Annotated in this window: 20 protein-coding genes; 6 read left to right on the top strand and 14 right to left on the bottom strand. The window is 54.8% G+C overall.

All coding sequences use genetic code 11. The features are described from left to right. Position 1: 1 nt before the first annotated feature. From ttcA to nifJ, 3 genes are all read right to left on the bottom strand, one after another. Positions 2-928 carry a tRNA 2-thiocytidine(32) synthetase TtcA gene (gene ttcA, locus EDC52_RS00930; RefSeq protein WP_131863390.1) on the bottom strand — a complete coding sequence of 309 codons (927 nt, stop codon included), beginning with the start codon at positions 926-928 and terminating at the stop codon, positions 2-4. A gap of 150 nt (positions 929-1,078) precedes the next feature. Further along, complete coding sequence (locus tag EDC52_RS00925) at positions 1,079-1,573, bottom strand: hypothetical protein (protein ID WP_131863389.1); 495 nt, start codon at positions 1,571-1,573, stop codon at positions 1,079-1,081. Positions 1,574-1,801: 228 nt separating this feature from the next. After that, complete coding sequence (gene nifJ, locus EDC52_RS00920) at positions 1,802-5,323, bottom strand: pyruvate:ferredoxin (flavodoxin) oxidoreductase (RefSeq protein WP_131863388.1); 3,522 nt, start codon at positions 5,321-5,323, stop codon at positions 1,802-1,804. 249 nt (positions 5,324-5,572) lie between these two features. On the opposite strand from nifJ, the gene EDC52_RS00915 reads away from it, so the two are divergent. Then, positions 5,573-5,848: a putative hemolysin gene (locus tag EDC52_RS00915; RefSeq protein WP_131863387.1), complete on the top strand. Its 276-nt coding sequence runs from the start codon at positions 5,573-5,575 to the stop codon at positions 5,846-5,848. Between the two features lie 50 nt (positions 5,849-5,898). Here the strand turns inward: EDC52_RS00915 and EDC52_RS00910 are convergent, their stop codons facing one another. Further along, positions 5,899-6,891, bottom strand: coding sequence for a 2-hydroxyacid dehydrogenase (locus EDC52_RS00910; RefSeq protein WP_131863386.1), 993 nt, complete (start codon positions 6,889-6,891; stop codon positions 5,899-5,901). 105 nt (positions 6,892-6,996) lie between these two features. Between EDC52_RS00910 and EDC52_RS00905 the strand changes: the two genes are divergently transcribed. Both EDC52_RS00905 and EDC52_RS00900 read left to right on the top strand, forming a co-directional pair. Continuing rightward, positions 6,997-9,645: a YdbH family protein gene (locus EDC52_RS00905; protein ID WP_131863385.1), complete on the top strand. Its 2,649-nt coding sequence runs from the start codon at positions 6,997-6,999 to the stop codon at positions 9,643-9,645. Next, positions 9,645-9,842: a YnbE family lipoprotein gene (locus tag EDC52_RS00900; RefSeq protein WP_131863384.1), complete on the top strand. Its 198-nt coding sequence runs from the start codon at positions 9,645-9,647 to the stop codon at positions 9,840-9,842. Before EDC52_RS00905 ends, EDC52_RS00900 begins: the two co-directional genes overlap by 1 nt. Before the next feature lie 280 nt (positions 9,843-10,122). Here the strand turns inward: EDC52_RS00900 and EDC52_RS00895 are convergent, their stop codons facing one another. Further along, on the bottom strand, positions 10,123-10,728 hold the full coding sequence (locus EDC52_RS00895; RefSeq protein WP_131863383.1) for an FMN-dependent NADH-azoreductase: 606 nt from the start codon (positions 10,726-10,728) through the stop codon (positions 10,123-10,125). Between the two features lie 230 nt (positions 10,729-10,958). Between EDC52_RS00895 and hrpA the strand changes: the two genes are divergently transcribed. Further along, entirely contained in the window at positions 10,959-14,843 is a 3,885-nt protein-coding gene (gene hrpA / locus EDC52_RS00890) for an ATP-dependent RNA helicase HrpA (protein ID WP_131863382.1), read from the top strand. A 2-nt stretch (positions 14,844-14,845) separates the two neighbouring features. Here the strand turns inward: hrpA and EDC52_RS00885 are convergent, their stop codons facing one another. From EDC52_RS00885 to rstA, 8 genes are all read right to left on the bottom strand, one after another. Then, the gene (locus EDC52_RS00885; RefSeq protein ID WP_230467922.1) at positions 14,846-16,468 is read right to left on the bottom strand and encodes a glycoside hydrolase family 10 protein; all 1,623 of its coding nucleotides are present in this window, start codon (positions 16,466-16,468) and stop codon (positions 14,846-14,848) included. Between the two features lie 103 nt (positions 16,469-16,571). Next, positions 16,572-17,819 (bottom strand): MFS transporter, encoded by a 1,248-nt coding sequence (locus EDC52_RS00880; protein ID WP_131863380.1) that lies wholly within the window; start codon positions 17,817-17,819, stop codon positions 16,572-16,574. A 52-nt stretch (positions 17,820-17,871) separates the two neighbouring features. Further along, entirely contained in the window at positions 17,872-18,630 is a 759-nt protein-coding gene (locus tag EDC52_RS00875) for an outer membrane protein OmpK (RefSeq protein ID WP_131863379.1), read from the bottom strand. Between the two features lie 107 nt (positions 18,631-18,737). Beyond that, on the bottom strand, positions 18,738-19,568 hold the full coding sequence (locus tag EDC52_RS00870; RefSeq protein ID WP_131863378.1) for a trypsin-like serine peptidase: 831 nt from the start codon (positions 19,566-19,568) through the stop codon (positions 18,738-18,740). A gap of 194 nt (positions 19,569-19,762) precedes the next feature. Then, positions 19,763-19,843 (bottom strand): small membrane protein YdgU, encoded by an 81-nt coding sequence (gene ydgU, locus EDC52_RS20505; protein ID WP_456236572.1) that lies wholly within the window; start codon positions 19,841-19,843, stop codon positions 19,763-19,765. A gap of 149 nt (positions 19,844-19,992) precedes the next feature. Continuing rightward, positions 19,993-20,235 carry an acid resistance repetitive basic protein Asr gene (gene asr / locus EDC52_RS00865; RefSeq protein ID WP_131863377.1) on the bottom strand — a complete coding sequence of 81 codons (243 nt, stop codon included), beginning with the start codon at positions 20,233-20,235 and terminating at the stop codon, positions 19,993-19,995. A gap of 200 nt (positions 20,236-20,435) precedes the next feature. After that, the gene (gene rstB, locus EDC52_RS00860; RefSeq protein ID WP_131863376.1) at positions 20,436-21,722 is read right to left on the bottom strand and encodes a two-component system sensor histidine kinase RstB; all 1,287 of its coding nucleotides are present in this window, start codon (positions 21,720-21,722) and stop codon (positions 20,436-20,438) included. Further along, a complete protein-coding gene (gene rstA / locus EDC52_RS00855; RefSeq protein ID WP_131863375.1) occupies positions 21,719-22,447 on the bottom strand; it encodes a two-component system response regulator RstA in 729 nt (242 codons plus the stop codon). Before rstA ends, rstB begins: the two co-directional genes overlap by 4 nt. A gap of 250 nt (positions 22,448-22,697) precedes the next feature. On the opposite strand from rstA, the gene EDC52_RS00850 reads away from it, so the two are divergent. Next, complete coding sequence (locus EDC52_RS00850) at positions 22,698-23,144, top strand: hypothetical protein (protein ID WP_131863374.1); 447 nt, start codon at positions 22,698-22,700, stop codon at positions 23,142-23,144. A 224-nt stretch (positions 23,145-23,368) separates the two neighbouring features. Here the strand turns inward: EDC52_RS00850 and ydgH are convergent, their stop codons facing one another. Continuing rightward, on the bottom strand, positions 23,369-24,325 hold the full coding sequence (gene ydgH, locus EDC52_RS00845) for a DUF1471 family protein YdgH (RefSeq protein ID WP_131863373.1): 957 nt from the start codon (positions 24,323-24,325) through the stop codon (positions 23,369-23,371). 329 nt (positions 24,326-24,654) lie between these two features. On the opposite strand from ydgH, the gene pntA reads away from it, so the two are divergent. Beyond that, positions 24,655-26,187 carry a Re/Si-specific NAD(P)(+) transhydrogenase subunit alpha gene (gene pntA, locus EDC52_RS00840; protein WP_131863372.1) on the top strand — a complete coding sequence of 511 codons (1,533 nt, stop codon included), beginning with the start codon at positions 24,655-24,657 and terminating at the stop codon, positions 26,185-26,187. The last annotated feature ends 7 nt before the right edge of the window (positions 26,188-26,194 follow it).

Below are 26,194 nucleotides of genomic sequence, written 5' to 3'. Positions count from 1 at the left end.
ATTATTTTACTTCGACGACGTCAAGCCGGTATGGGGGCAGTTTCTGCTGCTCATCGGCCAGTTCATCCAGCCAGCCGGCCGGAACGGCGGGTATGGTTTCGCGATCAAAAGCCAGGTCGCCGCCGTCAATCACCTCGCTGCCGGTTTGAAGATGAACAAAATCGAACAACTGGCCATCATTAAGATGCGAGGGCACGATATTTTGTGTTGCCCTGAACAGGGTTTCCAGTCTGCCCGGATAACGTTTATCCCAGTCGCGCAGCATATCGCCGACGACCTGGCGCTGCAGATTGGGCTGCGAGCCGCACAGATTACAAGGGATTATCGGATAGCCCCGCGCGATGGCAAAGCGTTCAATATCTTTTTCACGGCAATAAGCCAACGGCCTGATGACCATATGTTTGCCATCGTCGCTCATCAACTTAGGCGGCATCCCTTTAAGTTTGCCGCCAAAGAACATATTCAGGAACAGGGTCTGCAGAATATCATCCCGGTGATGTCCAAGGGCGATACGGGTGGCGCCGACTTCAGTGGCGGTGCGGTACAGGATACCGCGTCGCAGTCGTGAGCAGAGCGAACAGGTCGTTTTGCCTTCAGGGATTTTATCTTTAACGATGCTGTAGGTATCTTCCTCGACGATTCTATATTCCACGCCCAGCGACGCCAGGTATTCGGGCAGAATATGTCCCGGGAAACCTGGCTGTTTCTGGTCAAGGTTGACGGCTATCAGCGAAAAATTGACCGGTGCGCTCTGCTGCAGGTTGCGCAGGATCTCAAGCATGGTATAGCTGTCTTTGCCACCGGACAGGCAGACCATAATGCGGTCGCCTTCTTCAATCATGTTGAAGTCGGCAATCGCCTGGCCGACATTGCGTCGCAGGCGCTTCTGGAGTTTATTCAAATTGTATTGCTGCTTTTGATCTGCCACTGATGTTTTGCCTTTAACTTGATATTACGCGCGCCGCACGGTAAAGCGACGCGTTTTTATGGACCCTATGATACGAAAACTGCGTCATATTGCCATCAACTGACGATGATTCATTTGACTGGGTGAAAAACGTCACCCTTAATCGACGCCTTATTCAGCATCGCGAAACTCGCGCATCAGCGTTTCATTGATGGCCGCCACCGCCACATTGCCGCGTTTGACGTGGGACAAGAACATCTCGCTGGACTTGGTAAAGCGGTGCCCAACGCGGATCCGGTACGATTTGGTCAGCCAGCTGATAAAGCCGGTATAGTAGGTCGCTTCATCGATATCTCGCCATTTGACGCCGCTGACCCCTTTATTCCAGGGCAGAATGCCGCTGTAAATCCAGACGCCGTCCTGATTATAATAAAGACGCACGCGCTTAAGCCACATCACATCGTAAATCAGCTTTAGAATAGCCGCGAAAATGACCGCATAGCCAATCAGAATAATTATCGCATTATTCGCTGATTGAGAAACAATAAGGCCAATAATTACCAGTACGAAAAACAGCACTGTCGGCCGCACATAGGCTACCCACGACAAAAGAAAGGTCGATTGCGGGGCGCTCTCGACGGCAAAGTTAACATCACCCTGATCCATTTTTAACCTGATACGTATACCAACAGGCCCATAGGGTATCCTTTAGATTGCGTGCTGAACAGTATCGGCAAACAAAAACAGGCCATCATTAACGATGGCCTGGAGAGTCAAGTACCTATTCATACTGTCAGCGGCGGTAACTGCTAATGCCTGTGCCCGTAACTCATACTGCCTGTGACGGCCATTCACAAGGACCGGGACGATAAATTATCATGCCTGCGAGGCTTATCAGGATTCCGTTTTACCCGCCATTTTAGCCAGAAAGTCGTATTTGACCTTCAGTTCTTGTTCCGCGGCCTGATAAAGTGCGCTGGCCACTTCCGGCTGCTGTGAATTCAGTCGACGGAAGCGCTGCTCATTCAGCAGCGTGGTGCTGAGCTCACTTGACGGCGGACGGGAGTCCAGCGACAGGGGGAGTTTGCCTTCGTCGCTGCGGCGTGGGTCGAACCGATACAGCGGCCAGAAGCCGGTGGCCGTCAGCTGACGCATCTGATCATGGCTTAACGCCAGGTCATAGCCATGCTCCTCACAGGGACTGTAGGCGATAATCAGCGACGGTCCCGGATAGGCCTCGGCTTCCTGGATGGCCTTCACCGTTTGGTTAAGCTGGGCGCCCAGTGAAATCTGCGCCACATACACGTGACCGTACATCATCATGCTGACGCCCAAATCCTTGCGTGCTTTGCGCTTGCCCTGATCGCCGAATTTGGTCACCGCACCTAGCGGGGTGGCTTTAGACTGCTGTCCGCCGGTGTTGGAATAGCATTGGGTATCCAGCACCAGTATGTTGACGTTTTCACTGAGGCTCAACACGTGATCCAGGCCACCGAAGCCGATATCGTAGGCCCAGCCGTCTCCACCGATAAGCCAGATGGATTTATCCACCAGATAATCGGCGTCTTTCACTAACTGCGCTGCCTGGCTGTCCTCACTGTCCGCCAGCAGACTGCGCAACTGGGTGATTTGCGCCCGGCGTTGTTCAATCGGTACCGCTTCCGCCTGCAGGCCAGCTACCAGGTCTGCCGGCAACTGCGGGGCAAAATGGTGCAAGAGCCGGGTGATACGCTGGCGATGATGATCAATCGTCAACCGGAAGCCAAGACCGAACTCGGCGTTATCCTCGAACAGTGAATTGGCCCAGGCCGGGCCGCGACCTTCGGCATTGGTGGTGTAAGGAGTGGTCGGCAAATTTCCGCCATAAATTGACGAACAACCGGTGGCATTGGCAATCAGCAGCCGATCGCCATAAAGCTGGGTCAGCAGCTTGATATAGGGCGTCTCGCCACAGCCGGAGCAGGCGCCCGAATACTCGAACAGCGGCGTAATCAACTGCGAGGTGCGGATATCGATACGCTCAAGCGTAGTGGTATCTATCTCGGGTAACTCCAGGAAGAAGTCATAGTGCACTTTTTCTTCTTCAACATGATCAAGCCTGGAGGCCATGTTGATTGCTTTGATTTCCGGGTGCTGGCGATCTTTGGCCGGACAGACTTCCACACACAGATTGCAGCCGGTGCAATCCTCTGGCGCAACCTGCAGCACATATTTTTGACCACGCATATCGCGGGCTTTGACGTCCAGCGAGGCAAGGGTTGTCGGCGCGTCTTCCATGGCGGCGGGAGAAACCACCTTGGCACGGATGGCCGAATGCGGGCAGGCGGCGACGCAATGATTGCACTGAGTGCAGAGTTCGGGTTTCCACAATGGGATTTCTTCAGCAATATTGCGTTTTTCCCACTGGGTGGTGCCCATCGGCCAGGTGCCATCCGGCGGCAACGCCGATACCGGCAGGGCATCGCCGAGGCCGGCAAGCATCGCGGCAGTAACGGTTTTCACGAAGTCCGGCGCGGCGTCTGATACCACCGGTGGGCGCATCAGACTTTCAGCGCTGACAGGCTGCAGCTCGACCGCATGCAGAGCTTCGCGGGTCGCCGCCAGCGCTTGCCAGTTACGCTCAACCAGTTCCTGTCCCTTGCTGCTGTAGCTGCTGCTGATGGCCGACTGCAGCGCGGCCAGCGCGCCGTCGCCGGGCAGAATGTCGGTAAGCTGGAAGAACGCCATCTGCATCACGGTATTAATGCGTGCGCCCAGCTTGCATTCGCGAGCAATCTGCGCGGCATTGATAATATAGAAGCGTGCCTGGCGCAGATTAAGTTCTGCCTGGACTTCCTGCGGTAGCCGGGACCAGATTTCATCAGCGCTGTAAGGGGTATTCATCAAGAAGATGCCGCCCGGACGCAGCCGTTCCACCATCTGGTATTTATCGATAAACTGCGACTGATGGCAGCCGACGAAATCGGCCTGACTGATAAGGTAGGCTGAATTGATCGGCTGATCACTGGCGCGCAGGTGCGATACCGTCAGGCCGCCGGCCTTTTTCGAGTCATAGACAAAATAGCCCTGGGCAAACAGCGGGGTGCTGTTGCCGATAATCTTGATATTGTTTTTGGTTGCCGATACCGAACCATCGCTGCCCAGGCCGTAAAACAGCGCTTCAAGTTTCGCCCGGTGCGGCAGATCGGCCTCGGGGCGCGGCAGTGACAGATGGGTTACATCATCGTAGATACCGACGGTAAAGCGCGGTCGCGGTTTGTCGAGCGCCAGCTCATTATAGATGGCCAGCACGCAGGCCGGATCGAACTCTTTGGATGACAGGCCGTAGCGTCCGCCGATGGTACGCGGCAGATGATCGCGCGTGCCATGGCTATAGGCTTCGGCCAGGGCGGTCATCACATCCAGATAGAGCGGCTCGGCCAGCGAACCTGGTTCTTTGGTGCGGTCCAGCACGGCGATCGCTTTGCTGCTTTGGGGAATCACCGCCAGCAAATGCTCGGCAGCAAAGGGGCGGAAAAGCCGCACTTTGACCACGCCTACTTTCTGACCGCGGGCTAGCAGAGTATCAATCACTTCTTCACAGGTGCCGACAGCCGATCCCATCACGACAATAACCCGCTCGGCCTCGGGATGGCCATAATATTCAAACGGACGATACTGACGGCCGGTCTGGGCGGCAAAGTCATCCATGGCCTGCTGGACATGGCGATAGGTGTCGTTATACCAGGGATTGGTCGCTTCGCGGGACTGGAAGTAGGTATCCGGATTCGCCGAGGTACCGCGGATCACCGGATTATCCGGCGTCAGGGCTCGGGCGCGATGAGCATCGATGCTGGCTTGGGGAACCAGTTTTTTCAAGGTGGAATCTGCAATCGGTGCTATTTTATTGATTTCATGAGAGGTGCGGAAGCCATCGAAAAAATGGACAAACGGTAGCCGGCTGTTCAGGCTGGCAATCGTTGAGATCAGGGCAAAATCCTGGGCTTCCTGGACATTGCTGGCGCACAACATGGCACAGCCGGTCTGGCGTATCGCCATCACATCGGAATGGTCGCCGAAAATCGACAGGGCGTGGGTGGCTACGGTGCGAGCCGCCACATGCAGCACAAACGGGGTCAATTGGCCAGCCAATTTGTAAAGCGTCGGGATCATCAACAGTAATCCCTGGGACGAGGTAAAGGTGGTCGACAGGGCGCCGGTCTGTAAAGCACCGTGTACCGTGGCGATAGCGCCGCCTTCGGATTGCATTTCAATCACCCGGGGGGTGTCGCCCCAAATATTCTGTTTACCGGACTCGGCCCAGGAACTGGCTTGCTCGGCCATGGTTGAACTGGGGGTTATCGGATAGATGGCGATGACTTCGTTAATACGGTAGGCCACCGAGGCGACTGCGTTATTACCGTCTGTGGTGATCATATTTACCCTTTTCACTGCTGCGAATGATCATCCCCTGACCTATCGGGACATCATAATTTGGCCGAAGTATACCAGCAGCAACTGCAGGGGATTTTTGCTTTTGTGTGATATTACTTATGCTGAAACGGCCGAGACGGGCATAAATTTGTGTAAATGGCATCGTTGGGTTCTCGACGACCGGCGTCTTCTGGGGCTACACTGGCGGCTTCGGAATTCTCTTAACCTCTCTATTTTTTGCGGAGCCCATTGATGACGCTATCATCCTGGCTAATGGCCATTGCGGCCCTGTCGCTGTCTGCCTGCAGCAGTACGCCCGATGAAGAACCCGAACAGCAGGCTACTTCGGTCCATATGCCACGGTCTCTGGCCCAATCAATGAACGCAGATCCCGGCTGCAGTCTGGTGGGCGGAACGACCACCCTGGCCCGTCAGCTCGACGGCAGCAGTGTCGGTATGTGTCAGCTTTCCAATGGGCGCCAGTGCGAACTCGGCGCCTTGAAGAGCGGAGCCTGCCGGGCCAATTGAGCCCGACTCCCCATCATGAGGCTAATGCCGGGCCGGCCTGTTACCGGCCCTCAGGCCGACACGGTATTCTCACAAGGCTGACCGCTGGCAATACGCTGGATATTATTCAGGGTTGTCTGGCCAATCTGCAATAGCGCTTCTTCAGTCAGGAAGGCCTGATGACCGGTAAACAGGACGTTATGGCAGGCTGAAAGGCGTTTGAACACATCATCCTGGATAACGTCATTGGATTTATCTTCGAAGAACAAATCCCGCTCATTCTCGTAGACATCCATACCCAAAGCGCCGATTTTCTGCTGTTTCAGCGCATCGATTGCCGCCTGAGAATCGATCAGGCCGCCGCGGCTGGTGTTGATGATCATCACCCCGTCCTTCATCTGGGCAAAGGCGTCCCGATCAAGCAGATGATGGTTTTCCGGCGTCAGCGGGCAATGGAGCGAAATCACATCCGCACTGGCAAACAGCGTTTTGAGATCAACATATTCCGCCCCCAGAGCTAAAGCCTGCGGATTAGGGTAGGGATCATATGCCAGCAGGCGCATACCAAACCCCTTGAGGATACGCATGGCGGCGACACCGATTTTACCGGTGCCGATGAGGCCGGCGGTGCGGTTGTGCATATTGAAGCCTATCAATCCTTCCAACGAGAAGTTGGCATCCCGGGTGCGCTGGTAAGCGCGGTGTATACGGCGGTTCAGGCTTAGCATTAACCCCACCGCATGTTCAGCGACGGCTTCCGGCGAATAGGCCGGCACTCGCACCACATTGATGCCCAGCTCACTGGCGGCATCCAGATCGACGTTATTGAAGCCGGCGCAGCGCAGGGCCACAGTTTTGATACCCATGCCTGCCAGTGTTTCCAGTACTTCCCGGCTGCCGTCATCGTTAACAAAAATACACACCGCATCACACCCTTCAGCCGTTTTAGCGGTCCGTGGGGTCAGTAGAAACTCAAAAAATTCAAGCTCAAAACCAAAATTGTGATTAACCTGGGTCAAATATTTTAGGTCATAATTTTTGGTGCTGTAAACGGCAATTTTCATAACAGGTTCTCCATAAGATAGTTTTATGTTAGCAGATACCCTGGCATCCCGATTATCCGCTGACTATGCTAAAATTCTGCAATTAATGGCAATGCAAGGGAAGTCATGTCCAAGGGAACCGCAGATTTACCCACTCGGCAATCGCCGGGCCGCGCAGTACTGAGGATCTTGGCCGGTTTGCTGGCGCTGGCGCTGCTGGCCGCCGTTTTGCTCTGGTTCAGTTTTCCTTCACTTGCTCCCTGGGCTGCTCGCTTTCTGCTGGCAGACGATGTTCGCCTTGAGGTTTCCGGGCGGCCGACTTGGCGCGACGGTCATTTGCGACTGCCTGAAATAACGCTGTGGCGTTCGCACTGTCGCTGGATCAACGCCGAGCATCCTGACATCTCACGACATGAGGGCATCTGGCGGATTAACCTGCGCCAGATAACGCTGGATACCCGCTGTCCATCCTCCTCTGCCGCGCCGGAAGGCGGAGACCCATTAAGTCAACTCACTACTTTACCGGCTATCGATTTACACCTAGACCGGTTGGTGGTCCTGCCTTGGCAGGAACAGGGTGGACAGGTCAGCCTCAGCCATCGCCAGGATGATACTCGGTTGTCATTCATCGGCAAGCAACTGGCGCTTGATCTGCGCCTGAACGATCGGGTGGTGTCGATTGAAGATATCAGAATCAACGGTGTACCGATGCAGCCTGAGCTTCATTTGCAAGGGCGCATCGAACTCGCGTCGACGCCTGAGCTTGGCGTCGATAAGGGTAAGGTCAATTCCCAGGTCAGCCTGAAGGACGGCACCCTGCTGGATGTGTCTCTGGCGTGGCAGCAACGGCAGGGTGTTTTGACGATAACCGATAATCGAATGGCCATCACCCTGGCCCGGCTTCCGTGGATAATCAATGGCAACGATTTACGCATTGAGGGCGGCAACTGGCGCTGGCCCTATCTGACCGCGCCGCTCTCGGGCGGGATGTCGTTGACCCTGAGCAATTGGCTGTCAGGGATCGATACCATGGGCATCAGCGCACGGGTCAATATGCTCAGCCAGGGCCTGCGAGGAAAAGCCAATGCGGTGCTGGCGGTGGGGCCAGGTCCGTTAAGCATCACCGATAATCAACTGGATCTCAGGCTCACTGGTCGAGCCAACCATGACGACTTATCGGTTAATATTGCCTTGCCGGCTCGATTGGAGGGGCCGCTGACCAGCCCACGACTAGCAATGCTGCCTGGCGCCCTGGTACGGCTGGTGGGCCAGGTTTCTGATGTACTGGATATCGATAACGCCAGATTACCGCTTGCTGGCGTTAAGCTTACTTCCCAGGGCATCGACGGTCGGCTGCAGGCGATTTTAGCCGCCGCCAATCCGCAGTCCGGGCGATTGAAGCTGCACCTGGATGGACGGGCCAGCCAGTTTTTACCTGATAAAGGGACATGGCGCTGGCGCTATTGGGGCGGCGGAGAACTTAAGCCGATCAATGGTGCCTGGACGCTGGATGGGCGCGGATCGTGGATTGATGACACCGTCAGTCTGACTGAACTTAATGGCCGGCTGAATAGCCTGCACTATGGGCTGATAAGCGCCAGGCGTCCTGCACTGTCGCTGAAAACACCGTTTCACTGGCGGCGCAGCGCAGCCAACCCCTCATTATCAGGCGAAGTGCGGCTGGCTGCCGGCCGAATAGATATTGAGCGGGCCGGGCATCTGGATAACCCGACCATTAACCTGCGAATTTTCGGCCGGGACCCCCAATGGTTCAATTGGAGCGGCAAACTGCAGGCCGGCGAGGTCGGTCCAGTTACGCTATCCGGCCGCTGGGATGGCAGCCGATTGCGCGGACAGGCCTGGTGGCCCCGTCAGTCGCTAAGGGCATTTCAGCCGCTGCTGAATCCAGATTTGGCTATTACTCTTGATGAGGGTGAGTTTTATGCCCAGACTGCGTTTTCGGCGGCACCGGGACAAGGGCTGCTGGCGGGCGGCCACGGGGTCGTGCGTAACGGCGACCTGTGGTTGGGCGATACCCGGCTTAGCGGTGTTGATTTGACGCTGTCTTATCGGCTGGCAGATGAACAATGGCAACTGGGACCGCACCAACCCTTGAGCCTGCATATTGATAAGGTTGCTACGCCGGTAGCGCTCAATCAGGTCAATATCGCCGTTAAAGGTTATTATCCTTTCAGTCATCAGCGTCCCTTGGTATTGACCCGTTTGGATACCCACATGCTGGGAGGACAGGTCAGCCTGACGCCGCTTTCGCTGCCGCAGCAGGCCGCGGCGATACTGAGCATTGATTCGATTGAAATGAGTGAGCTTATCACCGCCCTGAAACCTAAGCAGTTGGCTATCTCAGGCCGGGTCAGCGGCCAGTTGCCGATAGACTTCAATAGCCCCCAGGGTTATGTGCGCAATGGCTGGGTAGCCAATGACAATCTCATGGCGCTGCGCCTGGATCGGCAATTTGCCGATGCGATTGCCGGTAAAAATATGGCGGCCGGGTTGGCGATAGACTGGCTGCGTTATATGGAAATTACCCGTTCCAGGGCCACGATCGACGTGAGCCGGGCAGGGGAATTGGTACTGAAAGCACAGGTTAACGGTACCAATCCGCAAATCAATGCCAAGCGTGCCGTTACGCTTAATTACCGGCATCAGGAAAATATCTTCATGCTATGGCAGAGTCTGCGCTTTGGCGGCACTCTGGAACAAACCGTGGAAAAACAGGCATCGGTGCCTGGTGGACCGCAGGGAGACACACACTAATGCACCTAAGCAGCAGACTGTTGACTTGGCCGATATTGCTGGCGATGACCGGTTGCGTACCGCGGATTGAAATCGCCACACCCAAAGAGCCTATTACCATCAATATGAACGTACATATCGAGCACGACATCAATATCAAAGCCGACCAGGCCAGCGAGAAACTGCTGTCGCCACAACGCCGGGCGGAGCAGAAATAAAGGCTACGACGATTCCAGCAAGCGATGGCATTGATAGTCGCAACCCTAGGTAGTTGCTCATAAGCGACGGTGTAGCGAGCATCGATGGGGAAGCAAAAGTCGATGGGGAAGCAAAAATCGACGGTGATCCGCTGATAGGTTTTAACGGAAACAGCCAGCTAAAAACGCGCCTTCAGGCGCGTTCAGGTCATTGAATGGCGGTAAACACCGCCTCGTCCCGGGCAGGCAACACCAGACACAGAAAATGCCCGCCGGGGCGCGGGGTGTAAGTTATAGCACCTTAAGCGACGATGTAACTATCAATAGCTGCTTTCGCGTCGTCGTGGGCCTTGCCGACCACTTCCGGTCCATAGGCAATCCCTTCGGCGTAGACAAAGCTGACATCGGTGATGCCCAGGAAACCCAGGAACAGTTTCAGGTAAGGAGCGATAAGGTCGCTCGGGGTGTCCTTATGGATGCCGCCACGGCTGGTCAGCACCAGGGCGCGTTTGTTCAGCACCAGGCCTTCAGGACCCTGCTCGCTGTAACGGAAGGTGACACCGGCGCGGGCGATAAGGTCAAAATAGTTTTTCAGTTGGGTGGGAATAGAGAAGTTATACATCGGTATAGCAAACACAATGACATCGTGTGCCTGAAGTTCGGCGATCAACTCATCTGAAAGGTCCAACGCTTCCTGCTGGCGCGGCGTCAAGGTCGCATCTGCCGGGCGCAGCGCGCCTACCAGTTCACCATCCAGCACCGGTACCGGCTGTTCCGCCAGGTCACGAACCGTAATCTGGTCACCGGCATGGGCCGCCTGCCATTGATCGGCAAAGTAATCCGCCAGTTGATTGGATTGTGAAAAAGTAGCCAGAATGCTTGATTTGAGGATCAATATTTTACTCATTTCTCGTTCCTTACAGACTTTAAAATAATGTTGCCAAGATGTGTAGCACCTACTTTATTCATTAAACTCGCTGACGGATAGCGTAATAATTCGAGTCGATTGTTCGAATTAATTGAATGAATCCAGAGTCTTTTACGGCCTCAGCTCCAATTATGGTAAACTTGGCTCCATAGAAATTCGTTGCAGAGCCGGGACACCTGCCTACCCGGCCACCAGTTAAGGAAAGAAACGTGAAGTCACCCCTAGCGGCACTGTCCGCCTCCCTCGATGATGTGATGATCCGGGACAAAATGGTGTTGCGCCGTCGCCTGCAGGGCGCCATGAAGACCGATGATCAGGCGCAAAACGCCATAGCCGGAAAAATCGAGGCCGATATCGCGGCGTCAAGGCAACAGGTCGCCAACCGCCGTGCCGGCTGTCCCGCAATCAGTTATCCGGAAAATTTACCGGTCAGCCAAAAGCGCGAAGATATACTGCGGGCAATTCGCGATAATCAGGTGGTGATTGTCGCCGGCGAAACCGGCTCCGGTAAAACCACGCAGTTGCCGAAAATCTGTCTTGAGCTTGGTCGCGGCGTGACCGGCCTTATCGGCCATACCCAGCCTCGTCGTCTGGCGGCGCGCAGTGTGGCCGACCGCATCGCCCAGGAGTTGGACACCCCGCTGGGCGGCGCCGTCGGTTATAAAGTGCGGTTCAACGATCAAAGCAGTGACAATACGCTGGTCAAACTGATGACCGATGGCATTCTGCTGGCGGAAATCCAGCAAGATCGGCAATTGCTGCAGTATGACACGTTGATTATCGATGAAGCCCATGAACGCAGTCTGAACATCGATTTTATCCTAGGTTATCTGCATCAACTGTTGCCCAGACGTCCCGATCTGAAGGTGATCATTACCTCTGCAACTATTGATCCGGGCCGTTTCTCTCGCCACTTCAACAATGCGCCGATCATTGAAGTCTCCGGGCGCACCTACCCGGTAGAGGTGCGCTATCGGCCGATAGTCGAAAGTGAGGAAGATGTCGATCGGGATCAATCCCAGGCGATTTTTGATGCAGTGCAGGAACTCAGCCAGGCAGGGCCTGGGGATATCCTGGTCTTTATGAGCGGTGAACGTGAAATCAGGGATACCGCCGACGGTCTTGGCAAACTGGATCTGCCCCATACCGAAGTGTTACCGCTTTATGCTCGTCTTTCCAACAGTGAGCAAAACCGTATATTCCAGTCGCACAGCGGCCGACGAATTGTGCTGGCGACCAACGTAGCCGAAACCTCCCTGACGGTGCCGGGCATAAAATATGTCATCGATCCCGGTACCGCCCGTATCAGCCGTTACAGCTTTCGAACCAAAGTGCAGCGCCTTCCGATCGAACCCATCTCCCAGGCCTCAGCCAATCAGCGCAAAGGCCGATGCGGCCGTGTCTCTGAAGGTATATGTATCCGACTGTATTCGGAACAAGATTTTCTTTCCCGCCCTGAATTTACCGATCCGGAAATTCTGCGCACCCATCTGGCCTCGGTTATCCTGCAGATGACCTCGCTTGGGCTGGGCGACATTGCCGCCTTCCCGTTCGTCGAGGCGCCAGATAAACGCCATATCCAGGATGGGGTTCGCCTGCTGGAAGAACTGGGGGCGCTCAAGGAAGAGAATGCCAACGGCTACCAGCTCAGTCCGCTCGGCCGGCAACTGGCGCAGCTGCCGCTTGATCCGCGCCTGGCGCGCATGGTGCTTGAGGCCCGCAACAATGGCTGCGTCAGGGAAGTGATGGTTATCGCCGCGGCCCTGTCTATCCAGGATCCGCGCGAACGGCCGATGGATAAAAAACAGGCATCGGATGAAAAACATCACCGCTTTGCTGATAAAGATTCCGATTATCTGGCGTTCGTTAAACTGTGGGATTATATCCAGGAACAGCAAAAAGCGCTGTCATCCAGTCAGTTTCGTCGCCAGTGCCGTATCGATTTTCTCAGCTATCTGCGGGTACGCGAGTGGCAGGACGTTTACACCCAGTTACGTCAGACTGTCAAGACATTGGGATTGCCGGTCAATACCAAGCCGGCGGAGTACCGGGAATTGCACTGTTCTCTGCTGGCGGGCCTGCTGTCCCATATCGGTCAGAAAGATGCCGACAAACACGAGTATTCAGGCACCCGTAACGCCAGGTTTGCCATTTATCCCGGTTCAGGTCTGTTCAAGAAGCCGCCCAAATGGGCGATGGTCGCTGAGCTGGTGGAGACCAGCCGGTTATGGGGCAGGATCGCTGCCCGAATTGATCCGGAGTGGATTGAGCCGCTGGCCCAACATCTGGTCAAGCGCAGCTATAGCGAACCTCACTGGGAGAAAGCAGCCGGTGCGGTGATGGCCACCGAGAAAGTGACCCTGCTGGGCTTACCGATTGTTGCCGGGCGTAAGGTGAACTATGGCACCATCGATCCCTCGCTGTGCCGGGAACTGTTTATCCGACACGCGCTGGTGGAGGGCGACTGGCAGACCCGCCACCCGTTCTTCCGGGCCAATCGTCGGCTGCTGAGCGAAGTGGAAGAGTTGGAACATAAATCTCGACGCCGCGATATTCTGGTGGACGATGAAACCCTGTTCAGTTTCTACGACCAGCGCATCGGCCAAGAGGTGGTCTCGGCCCGGCATTTTGATAGTTGGTGGCAGCGGGAAAGCCCGGCCAATCCTGATCTGCTGAATTTCGAGAAAAGCTTCCTGATTAAACAAGGGGCGGATGAGATAAGCGCCCTGGATTATCCCAACTTTTGGCTGCAAGGCAATCTCAAGCTGCGTCTGAGCTATCAATTCGAGCCGGGTAAAGAAGCTGATGGCGTAACGGTACATATCCCGCTGCCGCTGCTCAACCAAATAAAGCCGGCTGGATTCGACTGGCAAATACCCGGCGTCAGGCGGGAACTGGTGATTGCCTTGATCAAATCGCTGCCAAAACCGTTACGCCGTAACTTCGTGCCGGCCCCCAACTACGCCGAGGCATTTCTAGGCCGGGTGACGCCGGGCGAAGGTCATCTCCTTGATGCACTGGAGCGCGAGCTCAAGCGCATGAGCGGCGTAGCCCTTGACCGGGAAGCCTGGCAATGGGAGCAGGTGCCGGACCATCTGAAGATCACTTTCCGGGTGATTGACGACAAGCAGAAACTGTTACGCGAAGGTAAAAACCTCGAAGCCCTTAAAATCCAGCTGAAAGACCATGTGCAGCAAACCCTGTCTGCGGTAGCCGATGAGGGTATGGAGCAACAGGATCTGCAGGTGTGGAGCTTTGGAAACTTGCCCAAACGCTATGAGCAGAAGAAAGGCAACTACGCGGTCAAAGCCTACCCGGCGCTGGTGGATGAAAAAGACAGCGTGGCTATACGGCTATTTGAAACCGAGCATGATCAGGCGCGTGCCATGTGGCGAGGTACCCGCCGTCTACTGCTTATCAACATTCCGTCGCCGATAAAATATCTGCATGAAAAATTGCCTAACAAAGCCAAATTGGGGCTGTATTTCAACCCTTACGGCAAGGTGCTGGACCTGATTGACGACTGTATTACCTGCGGCGTCGATAAGCTGATGTCAGAACAGGGCGGACTGGTGTGGCAGGCAGCGGAATATGCCGCGCTGCAGGAGTTTGTCCGGGCTAATCTTAATGACGCCGTGGTCGCGATTGCCAGCCAGGTTGAGCAAATATTGACGGCGGTATTCAACATTAACAAGCGGCTTAAAGGCCGGGTTGATTTTAGCCTCGCTTTGGCGCTGTCCGATATAAAGAGCCAGGTCAGCGGACTGGTGTATCCCGGATTTGTTACCGGTAATGGCTGGCGGCGGCTGCCGGATACCCTGCGCTATCTGCGGGCCATTGAACGCCGGCTAGAAAAGCTGGCGGTCGACCCGAGCAGGGACCGGGCCCAGATGCTGAAAATTGAACAGGTCCAGCGCGCCTGGCAGCAGTGGCAATCAAAGCTTTCTGAGCTTCGACGCCAGGATGACGATGTCCGTGAAATCCGCTGGATGATAGAGGAATTGCGGGTCAGCTACTTTGCTCAGCAATTGGGCACCCCTTACCCTATTTCAGATAAGCGGGTGCTCCAGGCAATGGAACAGATACAGCCCTGATATCATTTCGGGAAAAAAAGGGCGCTGCTTTCCCGATGATGCCTGTCTACCGCGGTGATGATGTAACGCGCTGTTCCTGTCAGCGGGGCGGTATGTACAGTCCAGGCGCCTCTGCCTCCCTGGTTGCGTTGGGTGCCGAGTAATCGACTTTCTGGCATCAGCGGCCAGCTTTGGTTCACCTGATACAGGGCATAATAAGCGGTTTCCTGCGCTGTATCCGCCGTCTGCCAGCCGAGGAGGGTCTCGCCGGGTGCCTGCGTCAGCGTCAGGGCCACTGGCGGTTGCGCCGTCGATCGGCTGCTGCCCGGCATCGGCGGTATCAGTGCCGGGGTCGGCCAACGCTCGGTCGACAGCGCCGCCATGGCCGGCTGGATCTGGGCTTCACGCAGCGAAGTATGCCGGAACAGCACGGTACCGCTGATACCGGGTGTATGCTGATTGAAGCGCAGCTGGTTCATCAGTTCACTGACGCCATTGCCTGCACGCCAGGCCGGTTCCGCAGGAGAAGCTTCGCCGACTTTGTACAGCGCATTGCCGATATACAGCTGCACCGGCGTGCCGCGTACCGTTTGCGCCCACCATCCGGCGACGGCATCATAGGCCGCCGCCCGTTGGTCAAAAGACCAATAGACTTGCGGTACGATATAATCGACCAGCCCCTCTTTGACCCAACGGCGGGTATCGGCATAAGCCTTGTCATAATTGGGGATCCCCGCCTGGGTATCAGAGCCGTGCGGATCCGCTGACTTATTGCGCCAGACCCCGGCTGGACTGACGCCAAATCTGACCTCCGGCCGTCGGGCGCGAATATCGTTGGCCAGCATTTTCATCAGCAGATAGGTATTGTTGCGCCGCCAGTCCGCTTTGTTGCTGAACTCGCCGCCATATTGCCGGTAGGTGCTATCATCATCCAATGGTGAAGTCGGGGACTCATAGTAGAAATAATCATCCAGATGGATGCCGTCTACATCATAATGGCTGATGATTTCACTCACGATACGCACAATCCACTGTCGCGCCTCGGGGATGCCCGGATCCAGTACCAGGCGATGGTTGGCGGTGCGTATCCATTGCGGGTGGCTGACATATACACTGGGTGGACCGCCGGGAGCGGTAGCGGACAGGGCCGCCAGGGTTGCCGGCAACAGATCCATCGAGACCCGGTAGGGATTTATCCATGCATGGATATCTATATTACGCTTATGGGCTTCTTCAATGATGAACTGAAGTGGATCATAGCCTGGATCCTTGCCCTGGACGCCGGTAAGCTGAGGCGACCACGGCAGCAGAGTGGAACGATAAAGCGCATCGGCATTCGGTTTGACCTGCACTATCAGCGCATTGAGGCGGTGCTGCTGGGCTTCATCCAGGATACGGATGAATTCCCGTTGTTGCACCACTGCCCGCTGTTGGTGGTCTTTGATTTCCAGCGAGTCGGCGGAGGGCCAGTCCAGATTCAGCACCGCTGCAACCCAGCTGGCGCGGAATTCGCGCGGTGCAACCGGGTTAACGGTAGTGACAGCGGGCAAGGGCGGGGCGGCCCCGGAGGGTTCAGGCTGTTTCGGCTTGCAGGCGATGACAGACGTAACAATGACCGCGATGATAACAACCTGTTTAATATTCATTATTTGCCAGGAAAAACTGAAAAGCCCAGTAGTAATCAGAGTATACCGCATCTGCCCATCCGGTCAGGAAAGCCTTAAGCGAAATAGTAAAGCTGTTTATTTTTCATTGAGATGCCGAGTGAGATGGCGGGCTCATTTTAAGCGTCAACAGTAAAATGGCCGCGACCGGCAGCGCGATGATAAGGAAGGCTGACGAAAAATTACCGCTGTGATCTTTGATGGCCCCGGCGAGGAAAGGTGCGAAGCAGGCCAAGGTAGAGATGAGATTCATCGCCGAGAACAATTCCAGGTAAGGTCTGCGGCCAAAATAATTGGACAGCAGCACGCTTGACGCCAGAAAGGTCAGCCCATAACCGCCGCCGATACACAGGGTAAAAAGCATCAGCACTGGCCAGGAGGAGGCTGCGCTTAACGCTATCATCCCGCAGATGATCATCGACAGGCTGCCGACCAGTAGCTTCTTCGGGTCAAGCCATTCACCGACGGCACCGCCGGCAAAGCGAGAAAAGGCGTTGATAAATGCCTGTACGCTCAGCAGAGTAGCGGCAACGGTTGCACTGAAGCCATTTTCAGTGATATGCGCCACCGCAAAACTGTTTACCGTAATACCGCACAGCAGGAATGAGGTATAGGCGGCGGCAATCACATAGAATTGCCGGGTCCGCAGCGCCTGACGGGCATTCCATATTTCAACGGTGCGATAAATAGCGCCCGGCGCCTGACTCACCTGAACTTGGCTGACCTGTTCAGCATGGGCGAGCTCACGCCCACCTTCGCGCATCATTACCACGGTCAACAAGCTGACAAGCGTCAGCAGTGTGCCGGAGATGATCCAATGCATCCGCCAGTCGCCCCAGAATCCCTGGGCCAGGAAATAAATCCAGGGTCCGGCCACGCCGCCCAGTCCGCCGATAGTGAAATAAATGCCGAACGCCAGCGGTTGTTTCACGAACAATCGGCTGATGACATAGGTGCCCGGCACTGTGGCCAGGAAACTGAAACCGATCCCCAGCAACGTCGTGCCGATAAAATAAGACGCAATGCTCTGCGCCCCATAAAGACTGCCGAATCCGGCGATAAATAGCAAAGTACCTAGCAGTAACGTCAGGCGAACGCCCAGTTTTCTGATACTGATGGCCGGCAGATAGCTTGATAGCCCGCAGGCCAGTCCAAGCAGGGTAAAGCCGAGACCGGCATCGGTCCAGCTCCAGCCAAGGTCACCAATCATCGCCGGCAGCACCACCCCCAGTGAGGTAAAGGTGGTAGCGGTAGCCAGGAAATACAGCATACCGAACAGCAGCAGCATCACCCACGGGTAATGGGGTCCGAACCGATCTGGGCTACTAGACATGGCTTCTCCCTAACAGCAGCAATACTGTTGACTACGTGGGGCGGATTCGGCATCAGAAAAAACTGTAGCGGATAAATACACCATAACTGAATTGATTAGTGGCAAAATAGGGGCTGTCCTTGATTTTATATTTGTTTTTAATTGGGTTGAGAACGATACCTGTCCACAGATGCCCCGGCAGGTTACCCCATTTTTTTCCCAGGTCATAGTGTAGCTCGGGTTTGAAATCGATGGTTTGGGTCTGACCATGCAGTCCGAAAGTATAATCAAAGGTGCCGACCACGCGAAAATCATTTTCGCCGAGGCTGAAGGGCACGCCATAATCAATATGCAGACGCTGGTCATTCCATCCTTTGGATGGGTTATATTCGTAATAGAATAGGGTCCGCAGCCAGCTTATCCAGCCGGTCTGCCAGTCCAGCCCAATACCGGCGAAATAGTCATAGTCCGCCCCTTTGGTCCTGGCTATCCACTGGGCGAAGGTCAGATCCTTGAACCAACCATAGGAGATATCCTGACCGGTAATTTTGCTATAGCTAAGGCGGGGAACGATTTTGTAATAATAGGTGCTGTTATCGCCCTGATAAGCACTTTGCAGCGAATTCTGCCAAATACTGTAGACATACATATCGCCGATGCTGTAATCACCAAATGCCTCGACAATAGGTGAAAGGGTCTTTTGCGGGTCTACCCGATTTTCATTCTGCAGGTAAAGACTGGTATCAAATGACTGAAAATTCACAAAGTCCCCGGCCTCAGCCTGATATGCGCTGGCCAACAACACCGTTACCCCCAACGAAAAGCGATTCACCCATCCACTCCCTGAATCAAGTTAGACTGCATCAACTACCGGGGAATACACTCGGGTTCACCAAATTCCCGCCTGGCGCACCAGCCACCCAAGATACCGCAGCACTCTCATTTGTCGCCATTGTCTGTCGCCGGTACGCCATTGGCAAGGGTCAGTAACGCGTCATGTATCCCGGTTACCGCTAACGCCCGATTGTCTGCCCGATAGCGATCTTTGGGCAACGGCGCGGAACTCTGGATGGCGATAAGGCGCCAGCCGGTCATGGTAAAGAGCATCAATGGCGAACCACTGTCGCCCGGCAGGGTATTACAGCGGTGGGACAGTACGCCTTTTTGCGCCCAACCGGTGATTTGACAGTTCTGGTGCCGGTAGAGCTGCAGCAGGTGATCTTCCGGATAACCCGCCTGGGTAACTCTTCTGGACGCCTGTTTGAGCTGTATGCTTAATTCCGCCTGGTCACCCTGCCACAGGGGCAGCGGTTTGATGTCGGTAAAAGCAGAGTTGAGCTTTATCAACGCAAAATCGTACGGGGCCGCATCCGCCGGCACCACCCATCCTTCGCCGGAAGGTTTCAGGCGATGGCCCAGCGCACGGTCCACCAGTGTCTGAATAGCGCTGGTCTGATAGCGCCAGGCGCTGTTTTCAGCCACAAAACGCAGCATCACCGCCTGGTCGATATTTCCCGGCGGTGTCAGCACGCAATGCCCAGCCGTCAGCGCCAGATGGGGTGAGATCAGGGTTGCGGTACACAGGTTGCCGCTGGCGGTTTCAATTTGGCCAATTGCCTGCCAGGGCCATGCTTGTCCATCGGTCACCGCCTGGCGCTGGTCGTAACCGAAAAACAATCTTTGCTGATCGTCACTGAGCGTCGCCGCGCGGGGGAGGGTAGTCAAGGGTAAACACAGCCAGGACAACATCACGAGCAGTAAAATACGCATAAAACGCAGCCTTATCAGGATGACCAGTGTCTACCGGGAATCGGATGCTGTTAATATAGCTGAAATAACATTGGCAGGGCGAAAAAACGTTGCGTTTCAGCCGGCTATTGGCGCCGGAGTCATACCCTGCTGCGGCTGCAACGTTGTGCCAATCCGGCAGGATAACCGCTGTTCCCCTGTGTGGCGTCGGCAGGCTAGAGATAAAAACTCGCGCATATCAGCGCGCTGACAATCAATAACCCCAGGATGATTTCAAATAAGTAACCGCGCAGCATAACCCGGACCTTAAAAAAAACGACATCGGGTTCATCCCGATGTCGCAGTTGCCAGTGAAGCGTCGTTACAGGCGCAACCCGTTATCGTAATCTTCAGTGATTCAGCAGCATATCAGCGACGGCATCGCCGAAGAATGACTGGATATTACTTAGGCTGCAGGCGTGGCGGCAGCCGCAGGGGCGGCTTTCTTATGTACTTTCTTGACGTGTTTTTTAGCTGCCTGAGCCGTTTGCGCCGGTGCTGCTTTTTTCACAAGATGCTTTTTGTGGTGAGTTGTTTTGGCCGGTGCGGTTTTGGCCGCTGCAGGTGCTGCGGTGGTGGTTTCGGCAGCGAAAGCGGCGCTGGTCAGACCCATGGTGCCGGCAACAATCAGTGCAAATACTTTTTTCATCGTCATATCCTCAGCAATTCAGTTTTGATATCAACCCCAAAGTGGAGCCGGTGAAAGGAGAATAGTGATTTCCTATGGTACTGTCCGTGAGTGATTGGTATCGGCGTGTAACCGAATGTACAGCGTTGCCGTTATTGCCATTAGTTACAACATGCAATAAACTTCTCCAGCCATACCTGGCCCTCATCATCGCCATCAAGCTACTCACCCCGGCTTTGTATCGGCCAACGAAAAGTGAGGCGGGCGCCACCCAGAGGGCTGGCATCGGCGGTCACCCGACCCTGGCAGGCTTGGGCAATGGAATCAACAATGGCCAGGCCCAGGCCGCAGCCGCCGGTGGCGCGATCGCGGCTGGGGTCTAGGCGCACAAAGGGTTCGAAAATACGCTGACGCTGTTCAACCGGGATGCCGGGACCATCGTCGTCGACCTGAATATAGCCATTGCCCTCTTGCCTGCCGAGGCTGACCTGGATCGTTGCATGGCAGTAGCGCAGGGCATTATTAACCAGATTATCCAATACCCGTTCAATTAATCTGCTATCGATAAGGCCATAGTCACCACCTGCGGATAAATTGGCCTCGATCTTTTTTTGCGGGTGGATAAGCCTGATATCGCGCAGTTTGTCCCCGACCCACAGCGGCATATCGATGGCGGTAAGGTTAAGCACCACCTGGGGCCGGTCAAGGCGGGCAAACGTCAGCAGCTCATCGATAAGACCTTCCAACTGGCTGATATCATGGTTGAGTTTTTGCTGTTCTGCGCTATTCAGCCCATCACTCATTGCCAGCCGGTAGCGCAATCTGACCAGCGGGGTGCGCAATTCGTGGGCAATCCCGTCGATAAGTTGTTTTTTGCTCGCCAGCAGGGCGCTGACGCTGTCGGCCATCTGATTGAAAGCCACCCCCAATCGGTTGAGGCTTGATGAGGGTTCAAAATCCGTACGTTCATCAAGATTTCCGGCACCGAGCCGCTGGGCGGCCACCTCCAGTTTGAGCATGTCTTTCCAGTGGGGCCTCATCCAGATAAATACCGGGAATGCCAGAGAAAGGCCGATCAGCACCAACAGCGCCAGATCAAGCAGCCGCATCTCATGAATGAAAAACAGGTAGGGTATCGGACCTACCGCCAGTACATAATTGCTTCTCGGTATTCGCTGGATGAAACTGTACTGATCATCAAGAGCCACAATTTCACCCATTCGCAGGCGCCGGTCAGTTTCAGCGTCCAGATGATATTTCCGCAACGGCTCAATATGCATTTTGAACGACAAGTTGAGATCCAGCTTGTTGATGGTGTTGTTCCAGTCTCGGGGCGGAATCTCACGTAATTCACTGCGCATCAGATACAGTGAGCTTTTCATCAGGTCATCCATCGATTTCCTGCCGGCACGTTCGGCGGTGACCTTGTAAACCAGGCCGACCAGCAAGGTCATCACCAGGAAGCAGACAAACAGCAGCAGATAGAACTGAATAAACAGCTTTCTCATCGATGCACGCGCTCCCAGGCATTAGGCGCCAGCAGGTAACCCTTGTTACGCACTGTTTTAATTCGGAACGGTTCCAAAGCATTGTCATACAGTTTTTTACGCAGACGGGAAATAGCGACATCGATACTTCTGTCCATTCCGTCGTAGCTGACCCCGCGCAGTGCTTTTAGTAGAACTTCACGGTCCATGGTATGTCCGGCATGGGTTGCCAGTTGCCACAATAAATCGAAATCCGCTGTCGACAAGGTGATGACTTCTTCACCTAATGTCACTTCACGGTTAAATAAATCGATGCTCAGCCGACCAAAATGCAGCAGGCTGCCGGAGGAGGGCGATGATGAGGGCTCTCGGGGACTGGGCGCTGAGGTTCCCTGTCTGAGATGCAGGCGTACACGCGCCAGTAGCACCGGCGGTGGTGTGGTTTTAAGGATATAGTCGTTGGCGCCCATTTCCAGCGCCAGAACGTGATTCATATCGCTGTCCAGCGAGGTCAGCAAAACTATGGGGCCAGTATATCCGGGCCTGAGATCCCGGCACAGTGACATTCCATCCTTTCCAGGCAGCAGGATATCGAGCAACACCAGATCAGGCCTCTGCTCGGCGATGACCGCCTGGGCGCAATCGCCGCGCGGCTCCACTATCACGTCGAAGTCATGCTTACCCAACCAGCCGGCAATCAGGGAGCCGACCTCTGCGTCGTCCTCAACATATACAATCTTGTTCATTCGAGCTTGTGCCCTTAGCGGCTGAAAACGCTGAAAGCATAGCCGCAGCTATCGGTTTACGCTATCGGATAAAAGTGAGCCGCAGCAAAGATTGTTAACGCCCCCGCCTTTACTGAAACACCTGGTAAAGTAATCCAGGTCGCAAAACGGCCGTTGAGAAGGCTTTAAGGGTGGGCAATATGTTATAGTATCTGCCGATTTACAGTTAGCGCAGCTGCCATTTTCATATCGTAAGGGAAGGACAGGTCAGATGAGCGAGCGTCAATGCAGGGCTGTCACTCAGGGCAAAAGACTTTGCTTTGATTACACTAGCTATCTGTCAGCCAGTTGTAAAAAACGCTGGGGATTTATAGATGCCATTTATGGCGTACTGCCGATTTTCGGGATTGTCACCCGTTCTGCTTCGGTGACTCCACAGATATCCCAAGACCAGCTTGATGCGCTGGCATTACAGGTTCTTTCCACTCAGGTAAATGATGAAACCAATATCATCCGCCTGATAACGCTGGCGATGCAGAAACACATTCGGCTTTTCGATATCTGCCTGCCTTACGCCCTTGAACAGCAGCAGTTGGCGGCAATCAAAAACGAATTCGACGGCACCCTGCAACTGACCCAGTCGAATGAGACCCTGACCGTCTGCCTGCAGCAGACATCGTCTGAGAAGCACTCGGCGACCATCGCCACTCTGCCCTGATAACCTGTCACCGGGAATGCAACCATATATCCGTCAATAGCCTGCGGCCATTGCATTTCTGGTCTGCAGGCATTCACCCGTGTGCGGCGTTTTTAGCGATGGCTGAGTCTGCGGGCCACCTGGCCAGCCATCAGCATGACATGGAGGAGAATTCTGGTTGAAACGGCGGGGAAAGTGAGATGCCGTATCGGGCGGCGAACATGCACGATACGGCCTGCAGCGTGTTACTTAAACAGGTCGGCGGATACCGATATGTTGCCACCGCTGGCATTCTGCTGCCACTGACGGGTGATATGGTAGTATTTGGCGCCTTTCTTGGCACCCCGACGAGCAACTTCATGGGAAATGTCGGTAATACTATTGTAGTGGCCGGTAAAGGTGACCGAGTCGAAAGGCACCATCTGGGCGGCGGCCACCTTATTGACTTCCTGGATCTGATTGCCATCCGGCAGGGTGACGGTGTAGCGCTTGCCGGTAGACGACTGTGTCTCAAAGAAGCGTCCCACTTCGCGGCTTGGTGAACCCGAGGAGGCGACACCCGGTATTTCAACATTGGCCGCTGCAGCACCGCCGGCGGCCAGGGCCGCTTTGCCGGCTTCGGAATCCCTCGGAATCACGTTCGGGCTCTGCACCACGCGTTTCGGCGCATCGGCTTTATAGACATAGGCCGTCGCCTGCTGATTTCCACCCTGGTTGGTATCAATCTGGCGCACGATATAGAAAGAGTCAGCGCCTTTGGCGCGCGCTGCTTTGGTAATTGCGTCATTCACTTCAGGCTGGCTGCGATAAAATCCGCGAACCGTTACGGTATCGTAAGGTTCAAGCAGGTTGGCTTCTTCACGCGGCAGTTCTTTGACGCCATTGATTACCCGGTACTGCGGGGCAGTAGCAGCCGGCTCTGCGTTATTATGGAACAGATCAGCAGTGACACGCCAGTTGCCGCTATGATTGGAGTTATCATTGATAGCCTGGATATAGAAAGCATCGGCGCCCAAGGTGTCGGCGCGGCGGGAAACGGCGGCGGCGGCATCGCTGATTGCATTGAAGCGGCCAGTAATATTGATGCGATCAAAGGGCTTGAGGCTGGCGGCCTTTTCGGGCGTCAACTCCTGAGCGGCCTGCGCTGATAACGTGGTCAAAGTCAATAACGCAGATGCCAATAATGTGTTCTTCAGCTTCATAAAAAATCCTTTCGACATACGCTTTCACGCAAAACATGCTGAACTGTTGATGTATAACAGATTAGGCGCAGATTATGGCATGTAATAATGCGAAGTGTCTCTGCATTTTAATGCGCTACTTCCATTAGATGGGTAAGTCAGGGAAATTGAGGCATTTTTTTAAACGTTAAAGGGATTTATCCCTACTCTGATATAGACCCAAGATTTTATTTTAAGTAGGTTATGTTATGGCTTTTGCCCGGTTGCCCGGCGTCGGCTGCAGTGACAAATTGTCAGTTGGGTCAGGATGACGGTCATTATCAAAAAAAACAGTTAAAAAAGGGAATGCTATGCGTATTGGTATACCAAAAGAACGCCTGGCCAATGAGGCTCGCGTTGCCGCCACGCCGAAAACCGTTGAGCAGTTGCTCAAACTGGGTTTCACCGTGGCGATTGAAGGCGGCGCGGGTAAGCTGGCCAGTTTCGAGGATGCCGCTTATCGTGCGGTCGGAGCGTCGATAACTGACGCTATCGATGTCTGGCAGTCAGACATCATGCTTAAGGTCAATGCACCCACTGATGAAGAGATTGCCCAGACCCGAAGTGGCAGCACCCTGGTCAGCTTTATCTGGCCGGCACAGAATCCTCAGTTGCTGGAGAAGTTGGCCGCCCGCAATATTACCGTCATGGCAATGGACTCCGTACCGCGCATTTCCCGCGCACAGTCCCTTGATGCCCTGAGCTCGATGGCCAATATCGCCGGCTATCGGGCCATTGTCGAAGCCGCCCACGAGTTCGGTCGGTTCTTCACTGGACAAATCACCGCAGCCGGTAAGGTTCCGCCCGCCAAGGTCATGATTATCGGCGCCGGCGTAGCGGGGCTTGCCGCTATCGGTGCGGCAGGCAGCCTTGGCGCTATCGTCAGGGCGTTTGATACTCGCCCGGAAGTCAAAGAACAGGTACAAAGCATGGGAGCCGAATTCCTTGAACTGGACTTCCAGGAAGAGGCCGGCAGCGGCGATGGTTATGCCAAAGTGATGTCCGAGGCTTTTATCAAAGCAGAAATGGCGCTGTTCCAGGCCCAGGCGGAAGAGGTCGATATCATCGTTACCACCGCGCTGATTCCTGGCAAGCCCGCACCCAAGCTGATTACCAAAGAGATGGTCGCCAGCATGAAACCCGGCAGTGTGATTGTAGATCTGGCGGCGCAGAACGGCGGTAACTGCGAACTTACGGTCGCCGATAAAGTGACTATTAGCGAAAACGGCGTGCGTATCATCGGCTATACCGACCTGCCAAGTCGTTTACCCACTCAGTCTTCCCAGCTTTATGGCACCAACCTGGTCAATTTGCTCAAACTGCTGTGCAAAGAAAAGAATGGCGACATTGTGGTTGATTTCGATGATCTGGTGATCCGTGGCGTGACGGTGATTAAAGAGGGAGAACTGACCTGGCCTGCGCCGCCAATTCAGGTATCCGCTCAGCCTCAGGCGTCCAGGCCGGCATCTCAACCGCTGACCAAAGCTGAAGCAGCGCCTTCATCACCGACCCTTAAATATGCGCTTATCGCCTTGGCCATCATTTTGTTCGGCTGGCTGGCAAGCGTAGCCCCGCGCGATTTCCTGTCGCATTTTACCGTGTTCGCCCTGGCGTGCGTGGTGGGTTATTACGTGGTATGGAACGTAAGTCATGCGTTGCATACGCCATTGATGTCGGTCACTAACGCCATTTCGGGCATTATCGTGGTCGGCGCGCTGTTGCAGATTGGTCACGGCGGCTGGGTATCATTCCTTTCTTTTATCGCTGTGTTGATCGCAAGCATCAACATCTTTGGTGGCTTCACCGTGACTCAGCGCATGCTGAAAATGTTTCGTAAAAATTAAGGGGTAA

The organism is Biostraticola tofi (genome assembly GCF_004343195.1).
GTDB classification, from domain to species: domain Bacteria; phylum Pseudomonadota; class Gammaproteobacteria; order Enterobacterales; family Enterobacteriaceae; genus Biostraticola; species Biostraticola tofi.
Note: the sequence above shows the minus strand (reverse complement) of the source record. Positions and strands in the feature narration are given on the sequence as shown.

Excerpts from the sequence above, each read along its gene's own strand:
- EDC52_RS00925 (WP_131863389.1), bottom strand. The coding sequence starts at position 1,573 with ATGGATCAGGGTGATGTTAACTTTGCCGTCGAGAGCGCCCCGCAATCG.
- nifJ (WP_131863388.1), bottom strand. The coding sequence starts at position 5,323 with ATGATCACCACAGACGGTAATAACGCAGTCGCCTCGGTGGCCTACCGT.
- EDC52_RS00915 (WP_131863387.1), top strand. The coding sequence starts at position 5,573 with ATGACGCTATCATCCTGGCTAATGGCCATTGCGGCCCTGTCGCTGTCT.
- EDC52_RS00910 (WP_131863386.1), bottom strand. The coding sequence starts at position 6,891 with ATGAAAATTGCCGTTTACAGCACCAAAAATTATGACCTAAAATATTTG.
- EDC52_RS00905 (WP_131863385.1), top strand. The coding sequence starts at position 6,997 with ATGTCCAAGGGAACCGCAGATTTACCCACTCGGCAATCGCCGGGCCGC.
- EDC52_RS00900 (WP_131863384.1), top strand. The coding sequence starts at position 9,645 with ATGCACCTAAGCAGCAGACTGTTGACTTGGCCGATATTGCTGGCGATG.
- EDC52_RS00895 (WP_131863383.1), bottom strand. The coding sequence starts at position 10,728 with ATGAGTAAAATATTGATCCTCAAATCAAGCATTCTGGCTACTTTTTCA.
- EDC52_RS00885 (WP_230467922.1), bottom strand. The coding sequence starts at position 16,468 with ATGAATATTAAACAGGTTGTTATCATCGCGGTCATTGTTACGTCTGTC.
- EDC52_RS00880 (WP_131863380.1), bottom strand. The coding sequence starts at position 17,819 with ATGTCTAGTAGCCCAGATCGGTTCGGACCCCATTACCCGTGGGTGATG.
- EDC52_RS00870 (WP_131863378.1), bottom strand. The coding sequence starts at position 19,568 with ATGCGTATTTTACTGCTCGTGATGTTGTCCTGGCTGTGTTTACCCTTG.
- ydgU (WP_456236572.1), bottom strand. The coding sequence starts at position 19,843 with ATGCTGCGCGGTTACTTATTTGAAATCATCCTGGGGTTATTGATTGTC.
- asr (WP_131863377.1), bottom strand. The coding sequence starts at position 20,235 with ATGAAAAAAGTATTTGCACTGATTGTTGCCGGCACCATGGGTCTGACC.
- rstB (WP_131863376.1), bottom strand. The coding sequence starts at position 21,722 with ATGAGAAAGCTGTTTATTCAGTTCTATCTGCTGCTGTTTGTCTGCTTC.
- rstA (WP_131863375.1), bottom strand. The coding sequence starts at position 22,447 with ATGAACAAGATTGTATATGTTGAGGACGACGCAGAGGTCGGCTCCCTG.
- EDC52_RS00850 (WP_131863374.1), top strand. The coding sequence starts at position 22,698 with ATGAGCGAGCGTCAATGCAGGGCTGTCACTCAGGGCAAAAGACTTTGC.
- ydgH (WP_131863373.1), bottom strand. The coding sequence starts at position 24,325 with ATGAAGCTGAAGAACACATTATTGGCATCTGCGTTATTGACTTTGACC.
- pntA (WP_131863372.1), top strand. The coding sequence starts at position 24,655 with ATGCGTATTGGTATACCAAAAGAACGCCTGGCCAATGAGGCTCGCGTT.